General features: G+C 67.8%; 18 protein-coding genes and 1 pseudogene. 9 read left to right on the top strand and 10 right to left on the bottom strand.

Annotated elements, in window-relative coordinates; genetic code table 11:
- Positions 1 to 166 precede the first annotated feature (166 nt).
- Positions 167 to 886 carry a GntR family transcriptional regulator gene (locus tag HMPREF1008_RS04160; RefSeq protein ID WP_009278586.1) on the bottom strand — a complete coding sequence of 240 codons (720 nt, stop codon included), beginning with the start codon at positions 884 to 886 and terminating at the stop codon, positions 167 to 169.
- A gap of 346 nt (positions 887 to 1,232) precedes the next feature.
- Here HMPREF1008_RS04160 and HMPREF1008_RS04165 point away from each other — a divergent pair, with 346 nt between their 5' ends.
- The 9 genes and pseudogenes from HMPREF1008_RS04165 to HMPREF1008_RS04200 all read left to right on the top strand — a co-directional run bounded on the left by HMPREF1008_RS04165 (position 1,233) and on the right by HMPREF1008_RS04200 (position 10,519).
- Positions 1,233 to 2,552, top strand: coding sequence for an ABC transporter substrate-binding protein (locus HMPREF1008_RS04165; RefSeq protein ID WP_009278587.1), 1,320 nt, complete (start codon positions 1,233 to 1,235; stop codon positions 2,550 to 2,552).
- Between the two features lie 88 nt (positions 2,553 to 2,640).
- The gene (locus tag HMPREF1008_RS04170) at positions 2,641 to 3,495 is read left to right on the top strand and encodes a carbohydrate ABC transporter permease (protein ID WP_009278588.1); all 855 of its coding nucleotides are present in this window, start codon (positions 2,641 to 2,643) and stop codon (positions 3,493 to 3,495) included.
- A complete protein-coding gene (locus HMPREF1008_RS04175; protein ID WP_009278589.1) occupies positions 3,495 to 4,334 on the top strand; it encodes a carbohydrate ABC transporter permease in 840 nt (279 codons plus the stop codon). The genes HMPREF1008_RS04170 and HMPREF1008_RS04175 overlap by 1 nt, the downstream gene beginning before the upstream one ends.
- Positions 4,335 to 4,389: 55 nt before the next feature.
- Positions 4,390 to 5,589, top strand: coding sequence for an ABC transporter ATP-binding protein (locus HMPREF1008_RS04180; protein ID WP_009278590.1), 1,200 nt, complete (start codon positions 4,390 to 4,392; stop codon positions 5,587 to 5,589).
- 139 nt (positions 5,590 to 5,728) lie between these two features.
- Positions 5,729 to 6,841: pseudogene (locus HMPREF1008_RS10405) on the top strand (4-alpha-glucanotransferase).
- Entirely contained in the window at positions 6,735 to 7,238 is a 504-nt protein-coding gene (locus HMPREF1008_RS10975) for a 4-alpha-glucanotransferase (protein WP_255348650.1), read from the top strand. Before HMPREF1008_RS10405 ends, HMPREF1008_RS10975 begins: the two are co-directional and overlap by 107 nt.
- 476 nt (positions 7,239 to 7,714) lie before the next feature.
- The gene (locus tag HMPREF1008_RS10615) at positions 7,715 to 8,680 is read left to right on the top strand and encodes a DUF975 family protein (RefSeq protein WP_009278594.1); all 966 of its coding nucleotides are present in this window, start codon (positions 7,715 to 7,717) and stop codon (positions 8,678 to 8,680) included.
- A 73-nt stretch (positions 8,681 to 8,753) separates the two neighbouring features.
- On the top strand, positions 8,754 to 9,491 hold the full coding sequence (locus HMPREF1008_RS04195) for a response regulator transcription factor (RefSeq protein WP_009278595.1): 738 nt from the start codon (positions 8,754 to 8,756) through the stop codon (positions 9,489 to 9,491).
- 5 nt (positions 9,492 to 9,496) lie between these two features.
- Positions 9,497 to 10,519 carry a sensor histidine kinase KdpD gene (locus HMPREF1008_RS04200; protein WP_009278596.1) on the top strand — a complete coding sequence of 341 codons (1,023 nt, stop codon included), beginning with the start codon at positions 9,497 to 9,499 and terminating at the stop codon, positions 10,517 to 10,519.
- Positions 10,520 to 10,577: 58 nt separating this feature from the next.
- Here HMPREF1008_RS04200 and HMPREF1008_RS04205 read toward each other — a convergent pair whose 3' ends face one another.
- The 9 genes from HMPREF1008_RS04205 to HMPREF1008_RS04245 form a co-directional block, all read right to left on the bottom strand.
- A complete protein-coding gene (locus tag HMPREF1008_RS04205) occupies positions 10,578 to 11,489 on the bottom strand; it encodes a peptidoglycan-binding protein (protein WP_009278597.1) in 912 nt (303 codons plus the stop codon).
- A gap of 68 nt (positions 11,490 to 11,557) precedes the next feature.
- Positions 11,558 to 12,595 carry a polyprenyl synthetase family protein gene (locus tag HMPREF1008_RS04210; protein ID WP_009278598.1) on the bottom strand — a complete coding sequence of 346 codons (1,038 nt, stop codon included), beginning with the start codon at positions 12,593 to 12,595 and terminating at the stop codon, positions 11,558 to 11,560.
- A gap of 12 nt (positions 12,596 to 12,607) precedes the next feature.
- Positions 12,608 to 13,663, bottom strand: a complete 1,056-nt coding sequence (gene galE, locus HMPREF1008_RS04215) for a UDP-glucose 4-epimerase GalE (protein WP_009278599.1) — start codon at positions 13,661 to 13,663, stop codon at positions 12,608 to 12,610.
- A 399-nt stretch (positions 13,664 to 14,062) separates the two neighbouring features.
- Positions 14,063 to 14,920 (bottom strand): TIGR00730 family Rossman fold protein, encoded by an 858-nt coding sequence (locus HMPREF1008_RS04220; RefSeq protein ID WP_009278600.1) that lies wholly within the window; start codon positions 14,918 to 14,920, stop codon positions 14,063 to 14,065.
- Between the two features lie 141 nt (positions 14,921 to 15,061).
- A complete protein-coding gene (locus HMPREF1008_RS04225) occupies positions 15,062 to 15,280 on the bottom strand; it encodes a hypothetical protein (RefSeq protein WP_009278601.1) in 219 nt (72 codons plus the stop codon).
- 70 nt (positions 15,281 to 15,350) lie between these two features.
- Positions 15,351 to 15,866, bottom strand: coding sequence for a nitroreductase family protein (locus tag HMPREF1008_RS04230; protein ID WP_009278602.1), 516 nt, complete (start codon positions 15,864 to 15,866; stop codon positions 15,351 to 15,353).
- A 327-nt stretch (positions 15,867 to 16,193) separates the two neighbouring features.
- Entirely contained in the window at positions 16,194 to 18,653 is a 2,460-nt protein-coding gene (locus HMPREF1008_RS04235) for a DEAD/DEAH box helicase (RefSeq protein WP_009278603.1), read from the bottom strand.
- Positions 18,654 to 18,665: 12 nt separating this feature from the next.
- A complete protein-coding gene (locus tag HMPREF1008_RS04240) occupies positions 18,666 to 20,099 on the bottom strand; it encodes an ATP-binding protein (RefSeq protein ID WP_009278604.1) in 1,434 nt (477 codons plus the stop codon).
- On the bottom strand, positions 20,096 to 22,129 hold the full coding sequence (locus HMPREF1008_RS04245) for a TerB N-terminal domain-containing protein (protein ID WP_009278605.1): 2,034 nt from the start codon (positions 22,127 to 22,129) through the stop codon (positions 20,096 to 20,098). The genes HMPREF1008_RS04240 and HMPREF1008_RS04245 overlap by 4 nt, the downstream gene beginning before the upstream one ends.
- Between the last annotated feature and the right edge of the window lie 113 nt (positions 22,130 to 22,242).

Genomic DNA, 22,242 nt, shown 5'->3' on the forward strand with positions numbered 1-22,242 from the left:
GTGGGTGAGAGTAACCGCCGCAAGCCCGTTGTGGGCGCTTCTCTCCTCCGCAAGCCACCCACTTCGGCCCTCTCGCGCGGGAAGTTTCGCGGGGACGCCGCCACCCTCCCGCGCGGGGAGTTTCGCCGATTTCGCCGATTCCGCCCCCGCGCCCTCGGACCTGCCCCTAGCGCCTCGAGACCGTGTTGAAGCAGAAGGCGTCCGGATGGTGCCTGACCTGCGTGTACTCGAACATCACGCCGTCGGAGTTGTACGACTGGCTCTCCACCACCGCCACGCAGTTGTAGGGGCCGAGCTCGAGGTAGCTGCAGTCCTCGTCCGTGGCGAGCTGCACCGTGATGCTGCGTCTGCTGGTGAGGATGCGCATGCCCAGTCGCTCCTCCAGGAAGGAGTAGACCGATTCCTCGGCCACCTCTGCGGTGAGGCCGGGGGCGGCGGAGGCCAGGAAGTAGTCGTGGTCCACCTGTCGTGCCACCCCGTCGAGCGACCTCACGCGGACGACGCGCAGGAGCTCCGTGCCTTCGGCGAAGCCCGTGCGATGCGCGAGCCCCGCGCTGCAGACAACATGTTCAAATGACTTGACCGAGGTGCTGGGCTCGAGACCGTTGCGTCGTGCGTACTCGCCGAAGGACTCCACGCCCTCGAGCACGCCCTGGGTGCTGTGGTCCTTGCGCTGCCAGATGACGCGCACACCACGGCCGTGCATGGGCTGCACGTAGGCGTCGTCCGCGAGCATCGAGAGGGCGCGCCTCAGGGCGTTGCGGGAGCAGCCGTACTCCTCGGTGAGGGTGCTCTCGGGGGGAAGAAACTCCTGGTAGGCATAGCTCCCCTCCTGGATCTTGCCCTTGAGGTCACGGTAGATCCCCTCGAAGATCGCCCTTGGCATGCCACTCTCCCTGCTCGTCTCGCCGTCCGCGTCGCGCACCCTAGCCTAACTCTGCGGCGACGGACGCCGCGCACATCCAACCCAGGGCTTCCAAAACTGCAGAAGATGGTAGCGCGACAGGGTCCGCCCCCGCCTAGGCTAGACGTCCACTAAAGCTCGTTTAGTCCGTTTATCGGCAGAATCGACCGTTCAGGTCTAAGTTGTTCAAACAAGTAGTACAGGCTAGCTATATTTGCAGTCAAGAGAGACGCGAGGCGTCCTTAGGCAAGAGGGACGCAAGGCGTCCCAGGACGTGCGGATGCCGGTGCCAGGGCGTGCCGGTGCGGGTGCTGAAGAGGAGAGAGACATGAAGGCGAACGACATCAGCAGGCGTGGCTTCATCGGCATGGGCGCGACGGGGCTCCTTGGCCTCGCGCTCGCGGGCTGTGGCAAGTCGGGCGACGCCGGCAGCGCAAGCTCCGGCAGTGGCGACGCCAAGAAGGGCTCGGTCTACTACCTCAACTTCAAGCCCGAGGCGGACGAGCAGTGGCAGGCCCTGGCCAAGGCATACACGGAGGAGACGGGAATTCCCGTGTCCGTCGTGACCGCCGCGTCCGACACCTACGAGGAGAAGCTCCAGAGCGAGATGTCCAAGAGCTCCGCCCCCACCCTCTTCCAGGTCAACGGTCCCGTGGGCCTGCAGAACTGGAAGGACTACTGCATCGACCTCAGCGGCAGCCAGGTCTACGGCGAGCTCTCTAACCCGGCCCTCGCGCTCAAGGCGGACGGCAAGGTCTACGGCATCGACTACGTCGAGGAGGACTACGGCATCATCTACAACAAGGAGCTGCTCCAGAAGGCAGGCTACTCCGAGGCCGACATCACCAGCTTCGCGAGCCTGAAGAAGATTGCCGACGACATCCAGGCCCGCAGGGACGAGCTGGGCGTGAAGGGCGCCTTCACCAGCGCGGGCATGGACTCCAGTTCCAACTGGCGCTACACCACCCACCTCGCCAACATGCCCATCTACTACGAGCTCAAGGCCGACGGCGAGGAGGACACCGACGCCATCAAGGGCACCTACCTGCCCAACTACAAGGACATCTTCGACCTCTACATCACCGATAGCACCGTCGACCCCGCTCAGCTCGCCTCCAAGACCGGCGACGACGCGGTCAACGAGTTCGTGAATGGCGAGGCCGTCTTCTACCAGAACGGCACCTGGTCCTACAAGGACGTCAAGTCCCTGGGCGACGACAAGCTGGGCATGCTGCCCCTCTACATCGGCGCTGCGGGCGAGGAGAAGCAGGGCATGTGCTCCGGCGGCGAGAACTACTGGTGCGTGAACAGCCAGGCCTCCGCCGACGACCAGCAGGCTACCCTCGACTTCCTCTACTGGGTCGTCACCTCCGACAAGGGCACCACCGCCCTCGCCGACGGCATGGGCTTCACCTGCCCCTTCAATTCCGCCAAGGAGACCGCCAACCCCTTCGCCAAGATTGCCAAGAAGGCCGTCGAGGACGGCAAGGAGCCCGTCACCTGGGCCTTCGTCCACATCCCCTCGGAGGAGTGGAAGAAGGGCCTCTCCAGCGCGCTGACCGCCTACGCCGCCGGAACCGCCGGCTGGGACGGCGTCCAGGCAGCCTTCGTCGATGGCTGGGCAAGGGAGAAGGCCGCGACCGCCTAGGCCGTCCCCTCTCTGCTGACGACGTCATTCCCGGGACGGGCGGCCCGCGCGCCGTCCGCCCCCTGCGACCTGCGAAGGGAACGCGCGCATGGTTAAGTCACTCAGGAAGTGGTGGCCGCTCTTCGTGCTGCCCACGGCGCTCTCGTTCGTCTTCGGCTTCGTCATCCCGTTCGCCGAGGGCGCCTACCTCTCGTTCTGCCAGTTCATCAGCATCTCGAACCCGACCTTCGTCGGCGTGGGCAACTACGTGGCGGCGCTCTCGGACCCGCAGTTCGCCCACGCCTTCTGGCTCACGGCGCTCTTCACCGTGACGGTCACCGTGCTGGTCAACGTCATCGCCCTTGCCATCGCGCTGGCCTTCACGCGCAGCCACCTCAGGGGCACCAACGTCTTCCGCACGGTGTTCTTCATGCCCAACCTCATCGGCGGCATCGTGCTGGGCTACATCTGGCAGATCCTCATCAACTGCGTCCTGGCCAACGTGGGGCAGCAGCTCCTGGCCCTCAACACCCATGCGGGCTTCTGGGGCCTGGTGGTCCTGACCCTCTGGCAGCAGATCGGCTACATGATGATTATCTACATCGCCGGCCTGCAGTCCATCCCCAGCGACTACCTCGAGGCGGCCAAGGTGGACGGGGCCAACGCCTGGCAGACGCTGTGGAAGGTCAAGATCCCCAACCTCATGCCCACCATCACCATCTGCCTCTTCCTCACCATCACCAACGGCTTCAAGCTCTTCGACCAGAACCTCGCGCTCACGGGCGGAGAGCCGAGCCACTCGAGCGAGCTCCTCGCCCTGAACATCTACAGCACCTTCTACTCGAGGGCAGGAACCAAGTGGATGGGCATCGGGCAGGCCAAGGCCGTCATCTTCTGCCTTCTGGTCATCGCCATCTCGCTCGTCCAGCTCAGGCTCACCAAGTCCAAGGAGGTGCAGCAGTAATGCAAAGGGAGAGAACCATCAACCGCGTGCTCTCGGCCTTCTTCACCGTGCTGAGCCTGGCGTGGGTGTACCCCATGTTCATGATCCTCATGAACTCGCTCAAGGACGAGTCGAGCATCGGGACCAGCACGGCCTTCGAGCTGGTGGGACCCCAGAACGCGGCGGGGCTTGCGAACTACGTGAGCGCCCTCTCGAAGCAGGGCTTCGCCTCCGCCTTCGCCTACTCGCTCGTCATCACCGTGACCTCGGTCGCGCTGATCCTCGTGTGCTGCTCAATGTGCGCTTGGTACGTGGTGCGCGTGAACAGCCGACTCTGCAAGGGCCTCTACTACCTCTTCGTCTTCTCGATGGTCGTGCCCTTCCAGATGCTCATGTTCACCCTCTCCAACGTGGCCGACTCCATGGGCCTCAACACGCCGTTCAACATCTGCTTCATCTACCTGGGCTTCGGCGCGGGCCTGGCGGTCTTCATGTTCGCGGGCTTCGTCAAGACGATCCCGCTCGAGATCGAGGAGGCGGCCACCATCGACGGCTGCAACCCCGTGCAGACCTTCTTCCACGTGGTGCTCCCCATCATGAAGCCCACCTACATCTCGGTAGGAATCCTCGAGACCATGTGGGTGTGGAACGACTACCTCCTGCCCTACCTGGTTCTGGACAGCACCAAGTACAAGACCATACCCATCCTGATCCAGTACTTCCGCGGCGGCTACGGCCACGTGGAGCTAGGGCCCATGATGGCCTGCATCATGATGGTCATCGTCCCCATCGTCGTGGTGTACCTGGTCTGCCAGCGCTACATCATCAGCGGCGTGGTCTCGGGCGCGGTCAAGGGCTAGTCTCGCAACTACCACGGGCGCCCGGATGCGGGCGCAGGGCAGAAAGGCAAGGAAGATGGCACAGATCGTCCTCAAGGGCATCAAGAAGGTCTACCCCAACGAGAGGGCTCGCAGCGGCCTCTTCGGGAGGCGTCGCGAGGAGGAGCGCAAGGGCAACCTGGAGGTCACCTCCGAGGGCGTCGTGGCCGTGCAGGACCTCGACCTCACGGTGGGCGACGGCGAGTTCGTGGTGCTGGTGGGCCCCTCGGGCTGCGGCAAGTCCACCACCCTGCGCATGATCGCCGGTCTGGAGGACATCAGCTCCGGCGACCTGCTCATCGACGGCCATCGCGTGAACGACGTGGCCCCCAAGGACCGCGACATCGCCATGGTCTTCCAGAGCTATGCCCTGTATCCCAACATGACGGTGTACGAGAACATGGCCTTCACCCTCAAGCTCAAGAAGGTCGACCCCGCCGAGATAGACCGCAAGGTCCGCGACGCCGCCGAGACCCTGGGCATCACCCCCTACCTCGACCGCAAGCCCAAGGCGCTCTCGGGCGGTCAGCGCCAGCGCGTGGCCATCGGCCGTGCCATCGTGCGCGACCCCAAGGTCTTCCTCATGGACGAGCCCCTCTCCAACCTCGACGCGAAGCTGCGCAACCAGATGCGCGCCGAGCTCATCAAGCTGCGCCACAAGGTGAGCGGGACCTTCATCTACGTCACGCACGACCAGACCGAGGCCATGACCCTGGGCGACCGCATCGTGATTATGAAGGACGGCTACGTCCAGCAGATCGGCACGCCGCAGGAGGTCTTCAACCACCCCGCCAACCTCTTCGTGGCCGGCTTCATCGGCATGCCCCAGATGAACTTCTTCGACGCCCATCTGGTGCATGTGGGCAACGAGTACCACCTCGAGACGAGCGACCACGACATAGCGCTCGCTCCCCAGACCTGCAACCGCCTCTCCGAGTCCTGGGTCGACGGCACCTCCGAGGTCGTCGCCGGCGTGCGCCCGGAGCAGATCTCGCTCGCACGCGAGGACGACCTTGACGCCATCTCGGGCACGGTGGAGGTCTCGGAGCTCATGGGCTCCACGGTCCACGTGCATGTGACGGTCGAGGGCAACGAGCTCGTCCTGGTCATCCCCACGGTCGACTTCGAACGCGAGGGCGGCAGCTTTGCCGACGGCGAGCGCATCAGCTTCAAGTTCGACCAGAACGCCATCCACCTCTTTGACAAGGAGAGCAGCAAGAATCTCGTCAGGTCGTAGCCGCCACTCTCTGTGCGGCTCGGCTCGAGGGTCCCGGCCCGGATGGACGGGCCGGGACCAAACCGTTCGAAAAAACCGACGCGATGACGTCATCTGCGTCCCGCTATCGTGGGTCCAGGGCGGCGAGAGGAGCTAGGACATGGAGCGTGCGGGCGGAATCCTGCTGCCGGCGTTCTCGCTGCCCGGGCCGGGGGGCATCGGCGGCTTCGGGCGCACGGCGAGAGAGTTCGTGGACTTTCTCGCCCGGAGCCGCCAGCGCTACTGGCAGCTGCTCCCCCTGACCACCACGAGCTACGGGGACTCCCCCTACCAGTCGTTCTCGGCGCATGCGGGAAACCCCAACCTCGTCGACCTCGAGGGGCTCGTGCGCTAGGGCTGGCTCGAGGAGGGCGAGCTCGAATCGGCGGAGCTGGGGGACGACCCCTGTCGCATCGACTACGGGGCCGTCTTCCGCGGACGCAGGATCTTGCTGGAGCGCGCGCTGCCCCGCTTCCTGGCCGCCCCGCCCGAGGACCTGGACGCCTTCGTCCGCGCGAGTGACCCCTGGCTCGCGCCCTACTGCCAGTTCATGGTCTGCAAGGAGGAGTTCGGCCTCGGGCCCTTCTGGGAGTGGCCGGAGGAGTTCCGCCGCCCCGGCCCTGCGGTCGACGCCCTCTGTGCAGAGCGGCGCGAGCGCTACCTCTACCACCAGATGACCCAGTACCTCTTCTTCGGCCAGTGGTCCCGCCTCAAGGGCTACGCCAACGGGCGCGGCGTGCGCGTCATAGGCGACATCCCCATCTACGTCTCGCGCGACTCGGTCGAGATGTGGTCCTCTCCCGAGCTCTTCGTGACGGACGAGACGGGCGCGCCCGCGCTGGTGGCGGGGACGCCGCCCGACCAGTTCTGCGCCACCGGGCAGTACTGGGGCAACCCCATCTACGACTGGGAGTGCATGCGGGAGGACGGCTACTCGTGGTGGGTGGAGCGCCTCAGGTCGAGCCTCGAGCTCTATGACCTGGTCAGGATCGACCACTTCCGCGGCTTCGAGTCGTACTGGGGCGAGCCCTTCGGGGTGGCGAGCTCGGCTGCGGGCTCCTGGCGCCAGGGGCCCGAGGACGGCCCTCTTCGAGCGCGTCAGGCAGGAGCTGGGGGAGCTCCCCATCATCGCCGAGGACCTGGGCTTCCTGACGCCGGAGGTCCTGGCCCTGCGCGATGCCACGGGCTATCCCGGCATGAAGATCCTGCAGTTTGGCTTCGACGGCCGGAATGACTCGTACTACCTCCCGCATCACTACGCGAGCAACACCGTGGCCTACGTTGGCACGCACGACAACATGACCGCGCGCGGCTGGGAACGGGACGCGGCCAGCGCCGAGCAGCTCGCCCAGGCGCGGCGCTACCTGCACCAGGCGCCCGGCGAGCCGCTGTCTGCGGCGATGAATCGCGGCATCGCCGCGTCCGTGAGCGACACCTGCATCTATTCCATGCAGGACCTCCTCGACCTGGGCAACGAGGCGCGCATCAACGTGCCGTCGACCCTGGGCGGCAACTGGAGCTGGCGCATGCGAGAGGGGTCGCTGACGCAGGAGCTGGGCGAACGGCTGCTGGAGCTGACGCACACCTACTGCCGCGTCCCCGGTGCGGGGGACCCGCCTCTGCCGCAGTAGGGCCGCGCGCTCGGCCATTGTCGTGGGGTCGTGTCGGGGGGCGGCACGTTCGGCGGTCGGCGAGCCGTGTTGGGCAGCGGGTCTGGTCATGGGCCGCCGCGAGGTATGGGGCACTTCTATCATCTTGTCCTTTGCCACGAAAATCCGCTGATTTCGGTCCAAAAGCGTGGCGGAATGCAAGATGGTCCTTCCGGGTGGCGCGTCTGACGAGACTGGCGGCGTGCTGCGGTCCTTGGTCCAGTCGAGAGGAGGCCGCGTCCGTGCCTGGCAGCCACTGCCTGCGTCCGCCTTGGCGTTTCCGCCCGCCAGGTGAACACGCCCGCCAGGTGACCACGCCCGCCAGGTGACCACGCCCGTGGCTGACGACTTCATCGCACGTGTGGATTAAGGCAACGTTATGGTTTGACTCACGTTCCCCTCAGGGTCGCGGCCCATCATGGGACTTGCAATCGAGGGACCACGTCCAAGGAGACGACATGTGGGAGCGTAGCGAGCTCAAGGAGAAGGGCAAGGCCAGCCTCAAGGCCAACTATTGGAAGACCGTCCTGGTGGCGATCGTCGCAACCTTCGTGATTGGCAGCGGCGTGGGCGGTGCCGGCAGCGCGTCAGGCGTCGTCGTGGGCAGCATCGTCACCCTCGGGGGCATGGCTCCGGTCACGCGCACGGACGTCAACCAGGGGCTCGTCGACCGCGTCGAGGCGAACCGGCTGGACGAGGGGGACGTGGACGGAGGCGGGGACGGTCGCGCGGCAGCCTCGGCCGAGGAAGGCGCCACCTCGACTCCGGTGGCCGAGCACCGCGACAGCCCCGAGTCGGCAGACCCCGCCGAGATCGCGGCCGTGGCCCTGTCCATCGCGCTCTTGGTCTGCCTCGTCATGCTCGTCACCGTCGCCATGCTCATTGCCGTCGACATCCTGATCCTGGGTCCCCTGCAGGTGGGCGTGTCCCGCTTCTTCCTGAGGAACCTCAACCAGCGCGCCGAGGTGGGCGAGTGCGGGCGCGGCTTCGACCGCAACTACGTCCAGAACCTGAAGACCATGTTCTTCCGGGAGCTCTACACCTGCCTCTGGAGCCTCCTCTTCGTGATTCCTGGCATCGTGAAGAGCTACGAGTACCGCATGATCCCATACCTCCTGGCGGAGGACCCCAACATGACCCGCGAGGAGGCCTTCGCCCAGAGCAGGGCGCTCATGGACGGCAACAAGTGGGACGCCTTCGTGCTCGACCTCTCGTTCATCGGCTGGGACCTGCTCTCGCTTTTGACGCTGGGCCTGCTCGATGTCCTCTACGTGGCGCCCTACAGGCAGATGACCTACGCGGCCCTCTATGAGGCCCTGCGCTACGGCAGCGACTCCCGCGTGCTCCCGCAGGCGTCCATCCCCGGTGCGCCCATGGCGTCAGAGGGCGGCGAGGCCCCGAGCGACGGGGCGCAGCAGGACTAGGCGCACCGCGCTACCATCGATGCGCAGAGCCGCCCGGGCCATGCGTCCGGGCGGCGTTTCGGGAGGGAGCGGTATGGCTGAGGAAGCGCGTCACACGGTCCTCGTCGCCGACGACGAGGACGAGATTCGCGAGGTGCTGCGCCTCTACCTGCAGAACGCTGGCTACCACGTCGTCGAAGCGGCGGACGGCGGCGAGGCCCTACGGCAGCTGCGCGAGGGGCCCATCGACATCTGCCTCCTGGACATCATGATGCCCGAGGCTGACGGCTACGAGGTGCTGAGGCGGCTGCGCGCGGAGCGACCCACGCCGGTGGTGCTCATCTCCGCCAAGGGCCAGGATGCCGAGAAGGTCCTGGGTCTCGACCTCGGGGCCGACGATTACCTGGTGAAGCCCTTCAACCCGCTTGAGGCCGTGGCGCGGGTCAACTCGCTCATGCGCCGCGTCTACAACATGGACGCCCGCCCGCTGCCCTCAAGCGGGGGGATGGTGGGGGCTGCGACGCCCCTGCCCGTCTCGCCCAGGCTGGTCGTGCGTGACCTGGAGCTGGACGTCGACGCCTGCCGCCTCACACGGGCGGGAAAGGCGGTCGAGCTCACCCTCGTGGAGTACCGGATCATGGAGCTCATGATGTCGCATCCGGGCAGGGTCTTCACCAAGCAACAGATCTATGAGGCAGGTTGGGAGGAGAGCTACCTCGCGGCAGACAACAACGTGATGGTCTGCATCAGCAAGCTGCGCGGCAAGCTCTCGGACGACCCTGGCGCCTACATCAGCACCGTGCGTGGCCTGGGTTACCGGCTCGAGGGGTAGGGGACATGGGCGAAGGCGAGAACGGCGAGCGCATCGAGTCGGCGGGGTCGTCTGGGTTGGGCGGCTTCCTGGTTCGTCGCTTCCTCATGGTCGCCGTGCCCATGGCTGCCGCAGAGGCATTGCTGCAGCCCCTCGCCTTCGGGACGCTGGTGCCCTTGGCGCTGGAGCGAATCGTGGTCGGCGGCCTTGGTGACGTCCTGGGGGCGCTGCTCGGCCTTGCGATGCTCGCCCTGGGAATGGTGCTGTTCGTACTGCCGCTCGCGGTGGGCGCCATGCTCTTCGCGCGGATGGTGGAGCGTAGGGTGGCGCAGGTCCAGGAGGAGCGCGACCAGGAGCGCGAGAGGCTCTATGCGCGACGCAACCTCCTGGTGACCGACATGGCGCATGACCTCAGGACCCCGGTGATGAGCGTCCTCTCGCTTGCACAGGCCCTGGGCGACGGGCTGGTGAGGGATGCGACCGACCAGAGGCGCTACCTGGCCTCCATCCGCTCGAAGGCGGAGCGGCTGGGGAGGCTCACTGACGTGCTCTTCGACTTCACGCGGCTCGAGAGTGACGGCTTCAGGTTGGACCTCAGGCCTTGCGACCTCCCCCAGCTCGTGCTGAGGGAGGCGGCGGCCGCCTACTCGGACGCGGAGGCGGCGGGGATGAGCCTCGAGGTGGACGTGAGCGAGCAGCCGTTGGAGGTGCTGGCGGACGACGTGCAGCTGGGAAGGGTCGTCTCCAACCTGATCGCCAACGCGGTGAGGCACTGCCCCAGGGGGACGGCCGTCCACGTGCGGCTCGTGCGGCGCGCCGGGGTCGCCGAGGTCGTCGTGGCGGACGACGGGATGCCCATAGCGGGTGACGTGGACCGACTCTTCGAGCCCTTCTCGCGCGGGGACGAGGCTCGCCGCGGAGAGGGGAGCGGCCTGGGACTCTACATCGTCAGGCGCATCGCGGAGCTCCACGGCTTCGCCATCCGCCTGGAGCAGCCCTACGGCAGCCTGACCAAGGCCTTCGTGCTGACCTGCCCCGTCTGGGACTAGCGCCAGCTGCCAGCCAGGTCGGCCCCGCGTGTTCCGCCAGTTCTCTGGGCCCCGCGGCCTACAGGTCGAAGGCGGCGCAGATGGCGTCCAGAAGCATGACCGCGAAGGTCTGTGCGTCCCCCGTGGTGAAGGTGCCGTCGTAGTCAAGGCCCAGGGGAAGCTCCAGGCGCACCACGGGGACCTCCTCGCGAGAGCTCTCGCAGGTGGTGCGCAGGCGCTGGGGCAGGGAGTCGACGTCGTCGGTCGAGAGGTTGGCCATCTTGCTGCCCTCGGGCAGGGGGGTGGAGGCCAGCACCAGCACCGCACGGTCCCCCTCGCGCGCGGCAAGGGGGCTCTCGATGAGGTCGAGGCCGCTCTTCTCGCTCGTGGCGCTTGCCAGGTTCCAGATGCGACCCGCCACGTTGCGGCTGATGGGGTCTTCGGCGGTGATGGAGAGCTGCGTGCTCTCGAGCACCCCGGCGGCCCGGGCGAAGCCCATGCCGCCCATGGGGTGCGGGCCCGAGGCGGGCTTGCCGCTCCACACGTGGTGCAGGCGCTCGATGGCGTCGAAGGTGTCCTGGAAGGCCATGCCGTCCGCCAGCATGCCCTGGCTCTCCTGGAACTGCTTCACCGCGCTCTCGGTGTAGACGCCGAAGCAGCCGTCGGGCTCGCCGCAGGAGAAGCCCAGGATGTTGAGGCAGTGCTGCAGGGCCAGCACGTCGCTGCCGTGGAAGTTGGGGAGGCGGAGGTAGAGGGTGCGGTCGCCCATGGAGTAGCCTGCGTCGACGAGGGCCGCCCAGGTCGCGGAATCCACCTCGCCGCCCAGGGGCAGCTGGTGGTCGAGCCGGAACTTGGCCACGGCGGTCGCGGTGGTCGGTCCGAAGGCATGGCCGTCGAGCTCGGCGGCTTCCACCTCGTAGCCCAGTCTTCCCAGGCGCTCCTGGATGTCCTCCACCGCGGCGCCGCTCGCGCCCTCACGTATAGCTTCCATGCGTCTCTCCCGTTGCGAAGGCCCTGGGGCATGTGGCCCAAGGCCTGATGCGTGTCAAATGCTACGTGCTATCCCTGGCGCTCCACGAAGAAGTCTGCCATGGAGAGGAGCGTCTCGTACGGGCCGTCCTCGAGGCCGACGCCCTCGATGTGCCCCTTCGCCCTGGACGAGAGCTCGCGCGCGACCGAGCGGGTATGCTCGATGGCCCCCGCCCCGTCCATGAGGAGGACCGCGCGGGCGAGAGACGCCTCGTCCGTGGCATGGGCGTCGAGCAGGCTGCGGAGCTCCTCTCGCCTGCCGCCTTCCAGGTGCTCGAGGGCCCAGGTGGCGACCAGGGTGCGCTTGCCCTCGGTGACGTCGCTCCTGAAGTCCTTGCCCTGGGCACCTGCGTCCCCCACCAGGTTGAGCAGGTCGTCCTGGATCTGGAAGGCCAGGCCCGCGTCCATGCCGAAGGCGTGCAGGGCCTCGACCTGGCGTCCGCTTCCGCCGCCGCAGATGGCGCCGGTGGCCAGGGGGACGGCGGCGGAGTAGTGCGCGGTCTTGAGCGTCGCCATGCGCAGGTAGTCCTCGGAGCTCACGTCCCAGCGTCCGTCGCGGACCCAGCCCAGGTCGAGTGCCTGTCCCTCGACGGTCCTGAGCTCCATGAGCGAGAGCTCCTCCAGGAGGCGCAGCCTCGTGTCCGCGCCAAGGGACCCGTCGTCCAGGACGAGGCGGAAGGTGGTCACGATGCCCAGGTCGCCCATGTTGATGGCGGGGCCCGTCCCCTCGCTGAGGTAGGTGCAGGGCTCGCCGCGGCGCGTCTCTCCCTCGTCGGCTATGTCGTCGTGGATGAGGGCGGCGCTCTGGAAGTGCTCGATGGCGGCGGCGACCGCCAGGGCGTCCTCGGGCTGTCCTCCCACGGACTCGGCCGCAAGGAGGCAGAGGGCCGGCCTGGTGCGCTTGCCTCCCGCACGCGTGAAGTGCGCGTAGGGAGCGTAGAGGTAGCGCTCCAGCTCGGGGCCATGCGACGCCGCGTCGTGGTCGTGGGGCTCCACCTTCGCAAGATAGCCCTCGACGAGGGGCAGCACCCCGCTCAGGTAGTTCTTGAAGAGCTTGCCGTCAGACATCGGGGGGGCTGCCTAGCCCTCGTAGCCGTTGGGGTTGTGCGACTGCCAGTTCCAGGAGTCGCGGCACATGTCGTCGATGTCGTACTTGGCCTCCCAGCCCATGAGCTCCCTGGCCTTGGCGCAGTCCGCATAGTTGGCCGTGACGTCGCCGGGGCGGCGCGGGTCGATCTGGTAGGGGAGCTCGCGTCCGCAGGCGGCGGAGAAGGCCTTAACAATCTGGAGCACGGAGGTTCCCCGTCCGGTTCCCAGGTTGAAGACCTCGACGCCCGTGCGGCCGTTCATCCAGGCCAGGGCGGCGGCATGGCCGGAGGCGAGGTCCATCACGTGGATGTAGTCACGCACGCCGGTGCCATCGGGGGTGTCGTAGTCGTTGCCATAGACGTGGACGAACTCGCGCTTGCCCACGGCCACCTGCGCCACGTAGGGCAGGAGGTTGTTGGGGATGCCCTTGGGGTCCTCTCCCATGAGTCCGGAGGGGTGCGCGCCGATGGGGTTGAAGTAGCGCAGCAGGACGACGTTCCACTCGGGGTCGGCGGTGTGGAGGTCGCAGAGGATCTGCTCGATCATCCACTTGGTCCAGCCATAGGGGTTGGTGCAGGCCTTCTTGGGGCTCGCCTCGGTGATGGGAAGGCTGTCGGGGTCGCCGTAGACGGTGGCGGAGCTGCTGAAGATGATGGACTTGCAGCCATGCTCGCGCATGACGTCCACCAGGGTCAGGGTGTTGCCAAGGTTGTTGCTGTAGTACTCGATGGGCTTCGAGACGGACTCGCCCACGGCCTTGAAGCCGGCGAAGTGGATGACGCGGTCTATGTCGTTGTCGTCGAAGATGGCCTCGAGGGCGTCGCGGTCGTCCACGTCGGCGCGGTAGAACGAGAGCCTTGCCGACGCCTCCTCTCCCACGATTTGGTCGATGCGGTCGAGCACCTTCTCGGAGGCATTGCTGAGGTCGTCCACGATGACCACCTGGTAGCCGCCCTGGAGCAGCTCGACCACGGTGTGGCTGCCGATGAAGCCGGCGCCTCCGGTGACGAGGACGCAGGTGTCCTGGGGTGACTTTTCGACGCTCATGGGTGCTCCTCGTCTACTGGACGGTAGGCTTCTTCCTGGGATGGCTGTGCTCTGGCGCAGGCTGCCGCCGCGCGACGGGCGCAACCGTCCATGAACAGTATAGGGCAGGGCGGGGGAGGGCAAGGCAGGGGAGGACAGGTGCCGTCGTGCGCGATCGGGCGCCGTTCTCTATGCAACTTCCTGAAGTTGCTTGGTTCTCTATGCATTTCTCGGAAATCCTGCCTACAAAAGCCCTGTTGGCGCTGGGTCGGTGTCAGAGAATGGCATAGAGAACGCTTGCCGGAGCATGTCGGAGCATGTCCCGGTATGACCCAGCTTGCCCCGTCATGTCCCATCATGCTCCAGCTTGTCCCGCTCTTGGCGTCGAGGGGGTGGGGCTCTCTCGACGCAGGATGTGGCCTACTTCGAGGTCCCGCCGTCCTCGCGTGACGCGCCGTGCCCCTTTCCGGGGAGCGCGCTCGTGGCGACGTCGACCGCCTCCTCCGGGTCGTCGGTGAGCCTGACCAGGGACGGGTCGAGGGGCGAGATGTTCCCGGAGTCAGAGACGGTGCCCCTGAGCCACTCGAAGAGCCCCTGCCAGTACTCGCGGTCGAACATGACGACGGGGGTGCGCTCGACCTTGTGGGTCTGCACCAGGGTGAGCAGCTCGAAGGCCTCGTCGAGGGTCCCGAACCCGCCCGGGCAGATGATCGCGCCCTGCGAGTACTTCACGAACATGGTCTTCCGCACGAAGAAGTACCTGAAGCTCATGCCCAGGTTGACCCACTGGTTGATTCCCTGCTCCTGGGGAAGCTCTATGCCCAGCCCCACGGACGTCCCGCCCGCCTCTGACGCCCCGCGGTTCGCCGCCTCCATCACGCCCGGCCCGCCGCCCGTTATGACGGCCACGCCCCGCTCGGCGAGGAGGCGTCCCATGGCGAGCGCGGCGTCGTAGCCGGGGCTCCTTCGCGGCGTGCGGGCAGACCCGAAGACGCTCACGGCTGGCCCGAGCTTGGCGAGGGCGTCGAATCCGTCGACGAACTCCGCCTCTATGCGCATGACGCGCCATGGGTCCATGCGAATCCAGTCGGCGGGGTCGTCTGGTGCGAGCAGGCTGCTCGTGGTGGTGCGTTCGGGAATCATCTGGCCCCTGAGGAGCACTGAACCTCTGTGGTAGGCGTCCGCACCTCGCCTGTCCGCCGTCTCGTCGTCCCGCGCACTACGTCCCGCAGGCTCGTTCCAGCCGTCCCGCTCCTCGTGTTGGCGCCTCTCGCCCATGCCCATGCGTCTCCCATCTTCGCTTCCTGGTGGAAGATGCTACGCCAAGGCCCCCTCTGGTGCGTCCGTTCTCCGCGTGCGGTGCCCTTGGACCAAGCTTGGGCCAAGCCCTGAGGCCGTGTTGCCTCTCGCCTTGCGCTCTCAGCCGAGGGTGTAGCGGGTGGCCGCGTGGCGCATGTTGACCTCGCTGAGTTCCATCTCGCCGTCGATGTAGGGCTGGTACATGGCGTCTATGGAGCCCACGCCCATGCTGCATCCGCTGCAGCTCTCGCAGCTCGAGTCTCCGCAGAAGTCCAGCCCCTGGTGGACGATCTGGATGCGCTCCACGCGCGTGGTGTCCTTGATGAGTAACGACCTCATGGCATGTGGCCCCTCTCCGCCGGCCATGCCCTTGCCGGGGGTGGTCGGTCGTCTGGTCTCCTGCCGCTCGCTAGATGCGGCTCACGAGCTCGTCGGCAGGCTTGCGCATCGTATGGCGCGGGGCGGGCTCGGCATCGTCGGCGGGATACCCCAGGGGGAACAGCGCGATGAGGTCGTAGCCCTGCATCTGCGGGAAGGCCTGCTTCAGCGCCCCGGCGTCGAACTTGCCCACCCAGGTGCTGCCCAGGTCGAGCGAGTACGCGGCGAGCATGATGTGCGTCGCCACGATGCTCGCGTCCACGTCGGCGAAGTTGCGCCCGTCGAAGGAGCGCACCCACGCCTCGTCCTCCTTGGCACCGACGGCCACGATGAGGGGGGCACCGAAGCCGTAGGGGGTGTTCTCTCGCACGGTCTCGAGGGCGTCGGGGCTCTGGATGATCCAGGCGTGCCAGGGTTGCTTGTCCACGGCCGTGGGGGCGGCGACCGCAGCGGCGATCAGGGCGTCGACCTTATCGGGTTCCACCGGGGCGTCGCTGAACTTGCGGCAGGAATAGCGTTCGCGAGCGAGCGTGAGGAAGTCTGACATCTGGGTGCCTCCCGTCCTGGGGTGACGTCATCCCGTGCGCTTCCGGACGGGGCGACCGCTGCGACACTGCAGCTAAGCCTGAGTGTAGCCCTTCTCGCTGCCATGCTCCGCGCGTCTTCGCTTCCGTCCGTTGTTCCGTCTGCCGACTCGCGCCACCATCTGCGTGCGTCCGCCCCCTAGCGTGCCTGCCCGCCGTCCCCACGTTCTCTATGCCATTCTCTGAAATCGCAGTCGTAAAAGCCCTGTTGGTGGAGGGGCGAGTTCAGGAGAATGCATAGAGAAGGAGGTGGGGGCCCGGCAATCGGCATAGAGAACGAGGCCTCGGGCCTAGGGGAGGGGCGCAGGCGAGAGGAGCGCGCCATCCGGCCAGGAGAGCACCCGCTCGAGCATGCCCCGCACGTCCAGGACGCCCAGGGCGAAGCCCTTGCGCACCAGCTCGTCGGGGACGAACTCGTCGTACTTGTCGAAGCGAGGCACCTCCCCCGGATACACCAGCTCCATGGGGTCCACGCCCCGCGCGGCCTCGCGCTTGAGCACCTGGTAGAACCAGCTCGCGTCGGCCCTCATGGTGAACTGCATGAAGTAGGGGCGCGAGGAGTCGAGGCCCTTGAGCCCCAGCTCGTCGGCGCAGCGCAGCTTGATGAAGCGCTCGAGGGCCAGGAAGGCGTAGGACCCCAGCCAGGGGAAGAGGCACCAGGCGGTGCCTCCCACGTTGACCAGCGGCTCCGTGCCCACGTGGGCGTTGGCCGCGACATGACGGGCCTGGAGCAGGCGCGCGTGGGCGTTGCGCCTGAGGTAGGGGTACTCGTCCTCCTCGCCCAGGGCCTGGCGCATGCGCTCGAGCACGCGGGTGTGCACGTCTCCCGCGCACATCCCGAAGTAGGCGGGCACCTTGCCCTTCACGCGGCTGCACTCGATGAGGTGGCGCTTGTAGTCGATCTCCTCGATGACCCAGACGGCCCCGGCGATGGCGATGCGCTCGCCCACGGGCGGCGGCGCCACGACGGTCCCAAGCTCCTGGGACTCGCTGCGGACGGTGAACTCCTCGTTCTCCGCGAAGGTGGCGTAGAACTTGAAGTTGTTGGTCACGCGCTCGCCCGCGATCCCCACGATGAGCCCACCCGACTCCGTCTCCTGCAGGTGGTCGATCGCGAGGAGGTGCCTGAGGAGGACGCGGTAGTCGTCGAGGCTCACGCGCCAGAAGGGCGCGAGGGTGAGCACGCGCCGCGCGAGGTCGGCGGGACTCAGCTCGCCGGAGGAGGCGAGCGTGGCCATGGTCTGGTGGTAGAGGAGGCTGTAGGGCAGGCCGTTCAGCTTGGGTGGCTCGACCCAGCGCTCCTCGAGGTAGAGCTGCACCAGGGCGATGCCCTGCAGGAGCTTCCAGGGGATGGTCTCGGGCAGGAGGGCTCGCGCCTCGGGCTCGTCCTCGCGCATGACGAACCACATCTCGCTGGGCTGCCCGCGCCGTCCCGTGCGGCCCATGCGCTGGAGGAAGGAGCTCACCGTGAACGGCGCGTCGATCTGAAAGGCGCGCTCCAGCCGGCCGATGTCGATGCCCAGCTCGAGGGTCGAGGTAGTGACGGTGGTGAGGCTCAGGTCGTCGTCGCGCATGAGGTCCTCGGCCGAGAGCCTGAGGCTGGACGAGAGGTTGCCATGGTGGATGAGGAAGCGGTCTCCCTCCCCGTTGGCCTCGCAGTACTGGCGCAGGCTGGTGGTGACCTCCTCGCACTCCTCGCGGGAGTTGGCGAAGACCAGGCACTTGCGGTTGCGGGTGTGCTCGAAGACGTAGGCGAGGCCGGGGTCGGCGAAGACGGGGGCGACGTCGGAGGAGGGCTCCCAGTCGGGCTGTTCGGGGGTGGGGGGCAGGTCGTCCGCCTCTGCGGCGGATGGTGCCGTGTCGTTGGCGGACGTGGCGTCGCGGCCCTGCGGCGTCCTCGCACCCACGTCCTCTGCCCGGTCCGAGGGGGCGGGGACTCTCTCGCCTTGGGCAGGGGAGAGGGGCATCTCGTAGCTGGGCTCGGGCCCCTCCGCAACCGACGCCCCGCCGTGTCCCAGGCCGTCGGCGCCGCGGTCGGGCGCCTGGGGGCCGCTCACATAGAAGTGCTCCATGCTGAGGCGCCAGCTCTCGCGTGGGGCGTCCATGCGCGGGATGAGGCAGCCGCGCCCGGTGCCCGAGCTGAGGTAGGCGCCCGTGGCCTCGGGCTCGCCGATGGTGGCCGAGAGCCCGATGCGACGGGGGCTCACGCCCGCGATGCGCGAGAGGCGCTCGATGCAGCAGAGGGTCTGGTTGCCGCGGTCGCCGCGCAGGAGCGAGTGGACCTCGTCGATGACCACGTAGCGCAGGTCGCAGAAGGTGCGCGCGATGGCGGCGTGGCGGTGCAGGAGCATGGCCTCGAGGGACTCTGGCGTGATCTGGAGGATGCCGGAGGGATGCTTGAGCATCTTGGCCTTGTGGGACTGCGACACGTCACCGTGCCAGTGCCAGACGGGGATCCGCGCCTCGGCGCAGAGGTCCTCGAGGCGGATGAACTGGTCGTTTATCAGGGCCTTGAGGGGTCCGATGTAGATGGCGCCCACCGACGCGGGCGGGTCCTCCCAGAGCTCGGTGAGGATGGGGAAGAAGGCCGCCTCCGTCTTGCCCGAGGCCGTCGAGGCGGTGAGGAGGACGTTCTGGTCGCTGCCAAAGATTGCCTCCGCGGCAGCGACCTGCACGGCTCTCAGTCTCTGCCAGTCGTGCTGGTAGATGAAGTCCTGTATGAAGGGGGCATAGCGGTCGAAGACGTCCAAGGCACTCCCGTCCTAGATCTTGAACTCTGCGAACTCGTCCTGTTGCCGCGGTGTCGCCTGTGCGGGCGACACGTGTCCCTGTCCCGCCGCCGCGAGGGAGGTCGGCGCCACTGCCTCCGCCGGCATGTTCGCTCGACGCGTCGGCGCTGGTCGCGGGGCTGCGACGGGGGTCTGGAACTGCTCGCTCCCCAGCAGGTCCGCCGCATCGAGCTGAGGGTTCTGGAACAGGATGTCGAGTAGCTCGACGAAGTCGCGGATGACCTCGCGCGGCGTGAGGTGGGTGTCGGCCCCCACGCGGCCGAACTCGGCCTGGAGGAAGGCCATGAGGTCGTCCTGGCCGATCGTGCGCTCGTAGCCGAAGAGCCCGGCGTGGATGTCCGCGAGCTTCTCGACGAGGACCAGGAGCTCCTCGTGAGTGAGGGGCTGGAGCTCGATCACCGGCGCCAGGAGGTCGGCGAAGCCGCCCTGGGCGAAGCGTCCCTGCGTCAGGCGCGAGCGCAGGGCCTCGTAGGAGTAGAGCCCGCGACGGCGGTCCTGGATGGTCTGGGGCGTGCCGCTCATGATGATGCCCAGGTGGCTCGCCTTGCCCTGCAGGGTGTCGTTGTACATGGTCAGGATCTTCTCGTAGTTGTACTGGCGGCTGATGGCGTTGGGGATCTTGTAGAGGTTGACCAGCTCGTCCACCAGCACCACGAGGCCCTGGTAGCCGGCCCCCCTGAGGAAGGCGGCGAAGAGCTTGAGGTAGTCGTACCAGTCGTCGTCGCCGATGGCCACCGAGACGCCCAGCTCCTGTCGCGCCTCGGTCTTGTTGCGGTACTCCCCGCGGAACCACCTGGTCACGTTGGCCTTGGTGACGTCGTCCCCCTCCACATGGGCGTGCCAGTACAACGTGAGGAGGCGGGCGAAGTCATAGCCGTGCACGAGCTCCTGGAGCGACTGCACGAGGGCGAGTATCCGCGCCTCCACGGCAGGCGAGAAGCCCGCGTCGTCGGGGCTGATGCCCTCCTCGGCGCGCACCTGAGCCTCGACGTTCGTGACCCATCGGTCGAGTATCAGGTTGAGGGCCCCTCCTTCGGGACGCGTCTTGGTGCTGAGGTTGCGGATGAGCTCCCGGTAGGTGGCGAGGCCCTGGCCGTTTCCACCCTGGAAGCGCCGCTCGGGGGACAGGTCCGCGTCGCAGACGACGAAGCCCCGGCCCATGGCGTGGTTGCGGATGGTCTGGAGGAGGAAGCTCTTGCCGCTGCCGTAGCGCCCCACCAGGAAGCGGAAGCTGGCGCCCCCGTCTGCCACGAGCTCTAGGTCGTGGAGGAGGGCCTGGATCTCTCGTTCGCGGCCCACTGTCACGTAGGGCAGGCCCACGCGCGGGACGACGCCGCCCTTGAGCGAGTTGACGATCACGGCCGCGATGCGGCGGGGGACGCGTGGCTTGGCGCTGGGCTCGGTCATGGCTCGAGGATTCCTCTCAGGTCTTCGATGTAGTCCTCCACGAGGTGGGGACCCTGGTCGTCGAACTCGATTGCGCTGTCTTGTAGGAGGTCGAAGAGCTTCTCGTTGGCGGAGTCGGCGAGCATCTCCGTCGTGCGCGCGGTGCCGCTGGGGCCTGGCCTCCCGTCGAGCAGGGCGCGCAGGAGCCCGAGCTCCTCCGGGTCGAGGCCACAGGGGGACGGCGTGCCCCCCTCCGGGCTGCCGTCCCGCGTGCCGGCCGATGGTTGGGCCGTCGGGGCGGGTGGCGCTGCCGCGGGGCGGGGCGTGTCGGCGGGGGACGTGGCAGCGGGGGACGTGGCGTCCCTCTCGCCTGGCATGGGGGGTACCGTCGTCACGGAGATGGACGACGGCGCCTCGCGGGGTGGGTCGTCGGGCAGGTAGCCGTCGCGCTCCTCGTCCACCAGCAGGGCCTCGCGGGTGAGGGCCGCGGCGGAGCGGATCGAGCCCAGCTTGGAGAGGTCGAAGCTGATCCGGCGCCGCTCGGCCTCCTGTGAGCGCTCGAGCGCCAGCGCGCTCTCCTTCTGGATCATGCGTGCGACATAGGCGGGAAGCCGCTTCTCCTTGAGGGGGCGGCCGAAGCCCCAGTCGTCGCGCATCTGGCGGTCGATGCCGCGGACGATCCTTCCCAGCTCGCGGCTCCTGCCGCTGGTCGAGAAGTCCTTGCGCAGCTTCCAACGGCCAAAGCGGTGCGTGATCGTCTCTGCGGCGGTGAGGCGCACGCGCAGGCCCTCCGGTTTGGGGGCGTCCTCGAGGGGGACGCCGGCGAAGGGGTAGTAGGCGTGCTCCTGGACGGGTCCCACCAGGCTGTCGATGAAGTCGGTCTTGCGCCGCTTGGCGCAGTGGCGGACCAGCCGGGCAAAGACGCCGGCCACCACCTGGGCCGACTCGTCCGCGTGCGTCCTGAGGAAGGGCGAGCGCTCAGGTGGGTAGGACGAGACCCTTCCCAGGGCCTCCCAGAGCTCGTTGTCCGTGGGCGCCGGGCCCTCCTGGTCCCTGGGCGTGAGGCCTCGGAGGCCCTCCTGGCAGAGACGCGCCCGCTCGGCGAGACGAAGGGTCAAGACCGCCCATGCGAAGGCGCGCTCCTCCTCGCTGGTGGCGAGCTTGGGGTCGAGCTGGTGGCAGACCACGTAGTCGCGCAGCAGCCGTTCGAGGTCGAGCACGCCCCCTCCCGTGGCACCCGGTTGCTTCGCGGCCTGGTCCCGGCAGGCGTCGACGAGGCGGCGGAGCTCGAGCGCCACCGGGGTGCCGGGCTCGACGCCCACGCCGTTGACGAGCTCGAAGGAGAGGAGCCGCACGAAGGTGGAGGGGGCGTCCGACGCCTCGCCCCGCCGCCAGAGCGTGCGCCAGCTGAAGTACCCGCGTAGCTCCCGGTCGCTGAGCTCCTGATAGGTGGGCAGGTAGCGGAAGGGGAGGGCGCCCTGGTAGGGCTGGTCGTCCTCGAAGTCCGCCGCGAGGCGGGCCTGTGCGGCGAAGAGCTTGCCCCCACGCAGGAGGACGCCCTGGTCGTCACAGTCGCCCTCGAGGTAGCGGAGTCGCGCGAGCGTCGGGGGCAGGGCGGGATGGGGCAGGGGGCGGGGGGCGTCGCGTGGGAGGGGCTGCTGGTCGAAGCGGGCCTGCGACCGGTAGGCCCTGCGCGCCCGCTCGGCTCGGGTCGAGGCGATGGAGCGCTCCTGCAGGGGACGTCCCGCCGAGGTGGAACGTGCGCTTGCGGGACGCTCGGATGACGCGGACCGCTCTGCCGAGGCGGACTGCCCTGTCGAGGAGGACTGCCCTGCTGGCGTGGGCCGCCCCGCTCCGGCGGGCCGCTCCTCTCGCTCGCGGCGCCAGTCGGAGCCCCTTCGGAGGATGGGCTGGTCGGAGTACGAACGCTCGCTGAAGCTCGCTCCCCCGCGGCGGCGTTCGACTTCGAGGACGCGCTGGACGATGTCCTGGACGAGCGTGTCCAGGTCGGCTCGGGGCCTGCCTTCCGCCTCGTTGCTCCGGTCGTCCATGCGCACCTCCCTCCCTCGTCGCGGCCTGTCTCGATTCTACTCACGGCGCGGGACGAAGGGAACACATGTACGAAGAATGCCAGGGCGCCCGGGTGGTGTGGGCCCTCGGTCCC

Origin of the sequence: Olsenella sp. oral taxon 809 str. F0356, from assembly GCF_000233535.1 — a bacterium.
In the GTDB taxonomy this organism is placed as follows: domain Bacteria; phylum Actinomycetota; class Coriobacteriia; order Coriobacteriales; family Atopobiaceae; genus Olsenella_I; species Olsenella_I phocaeensis.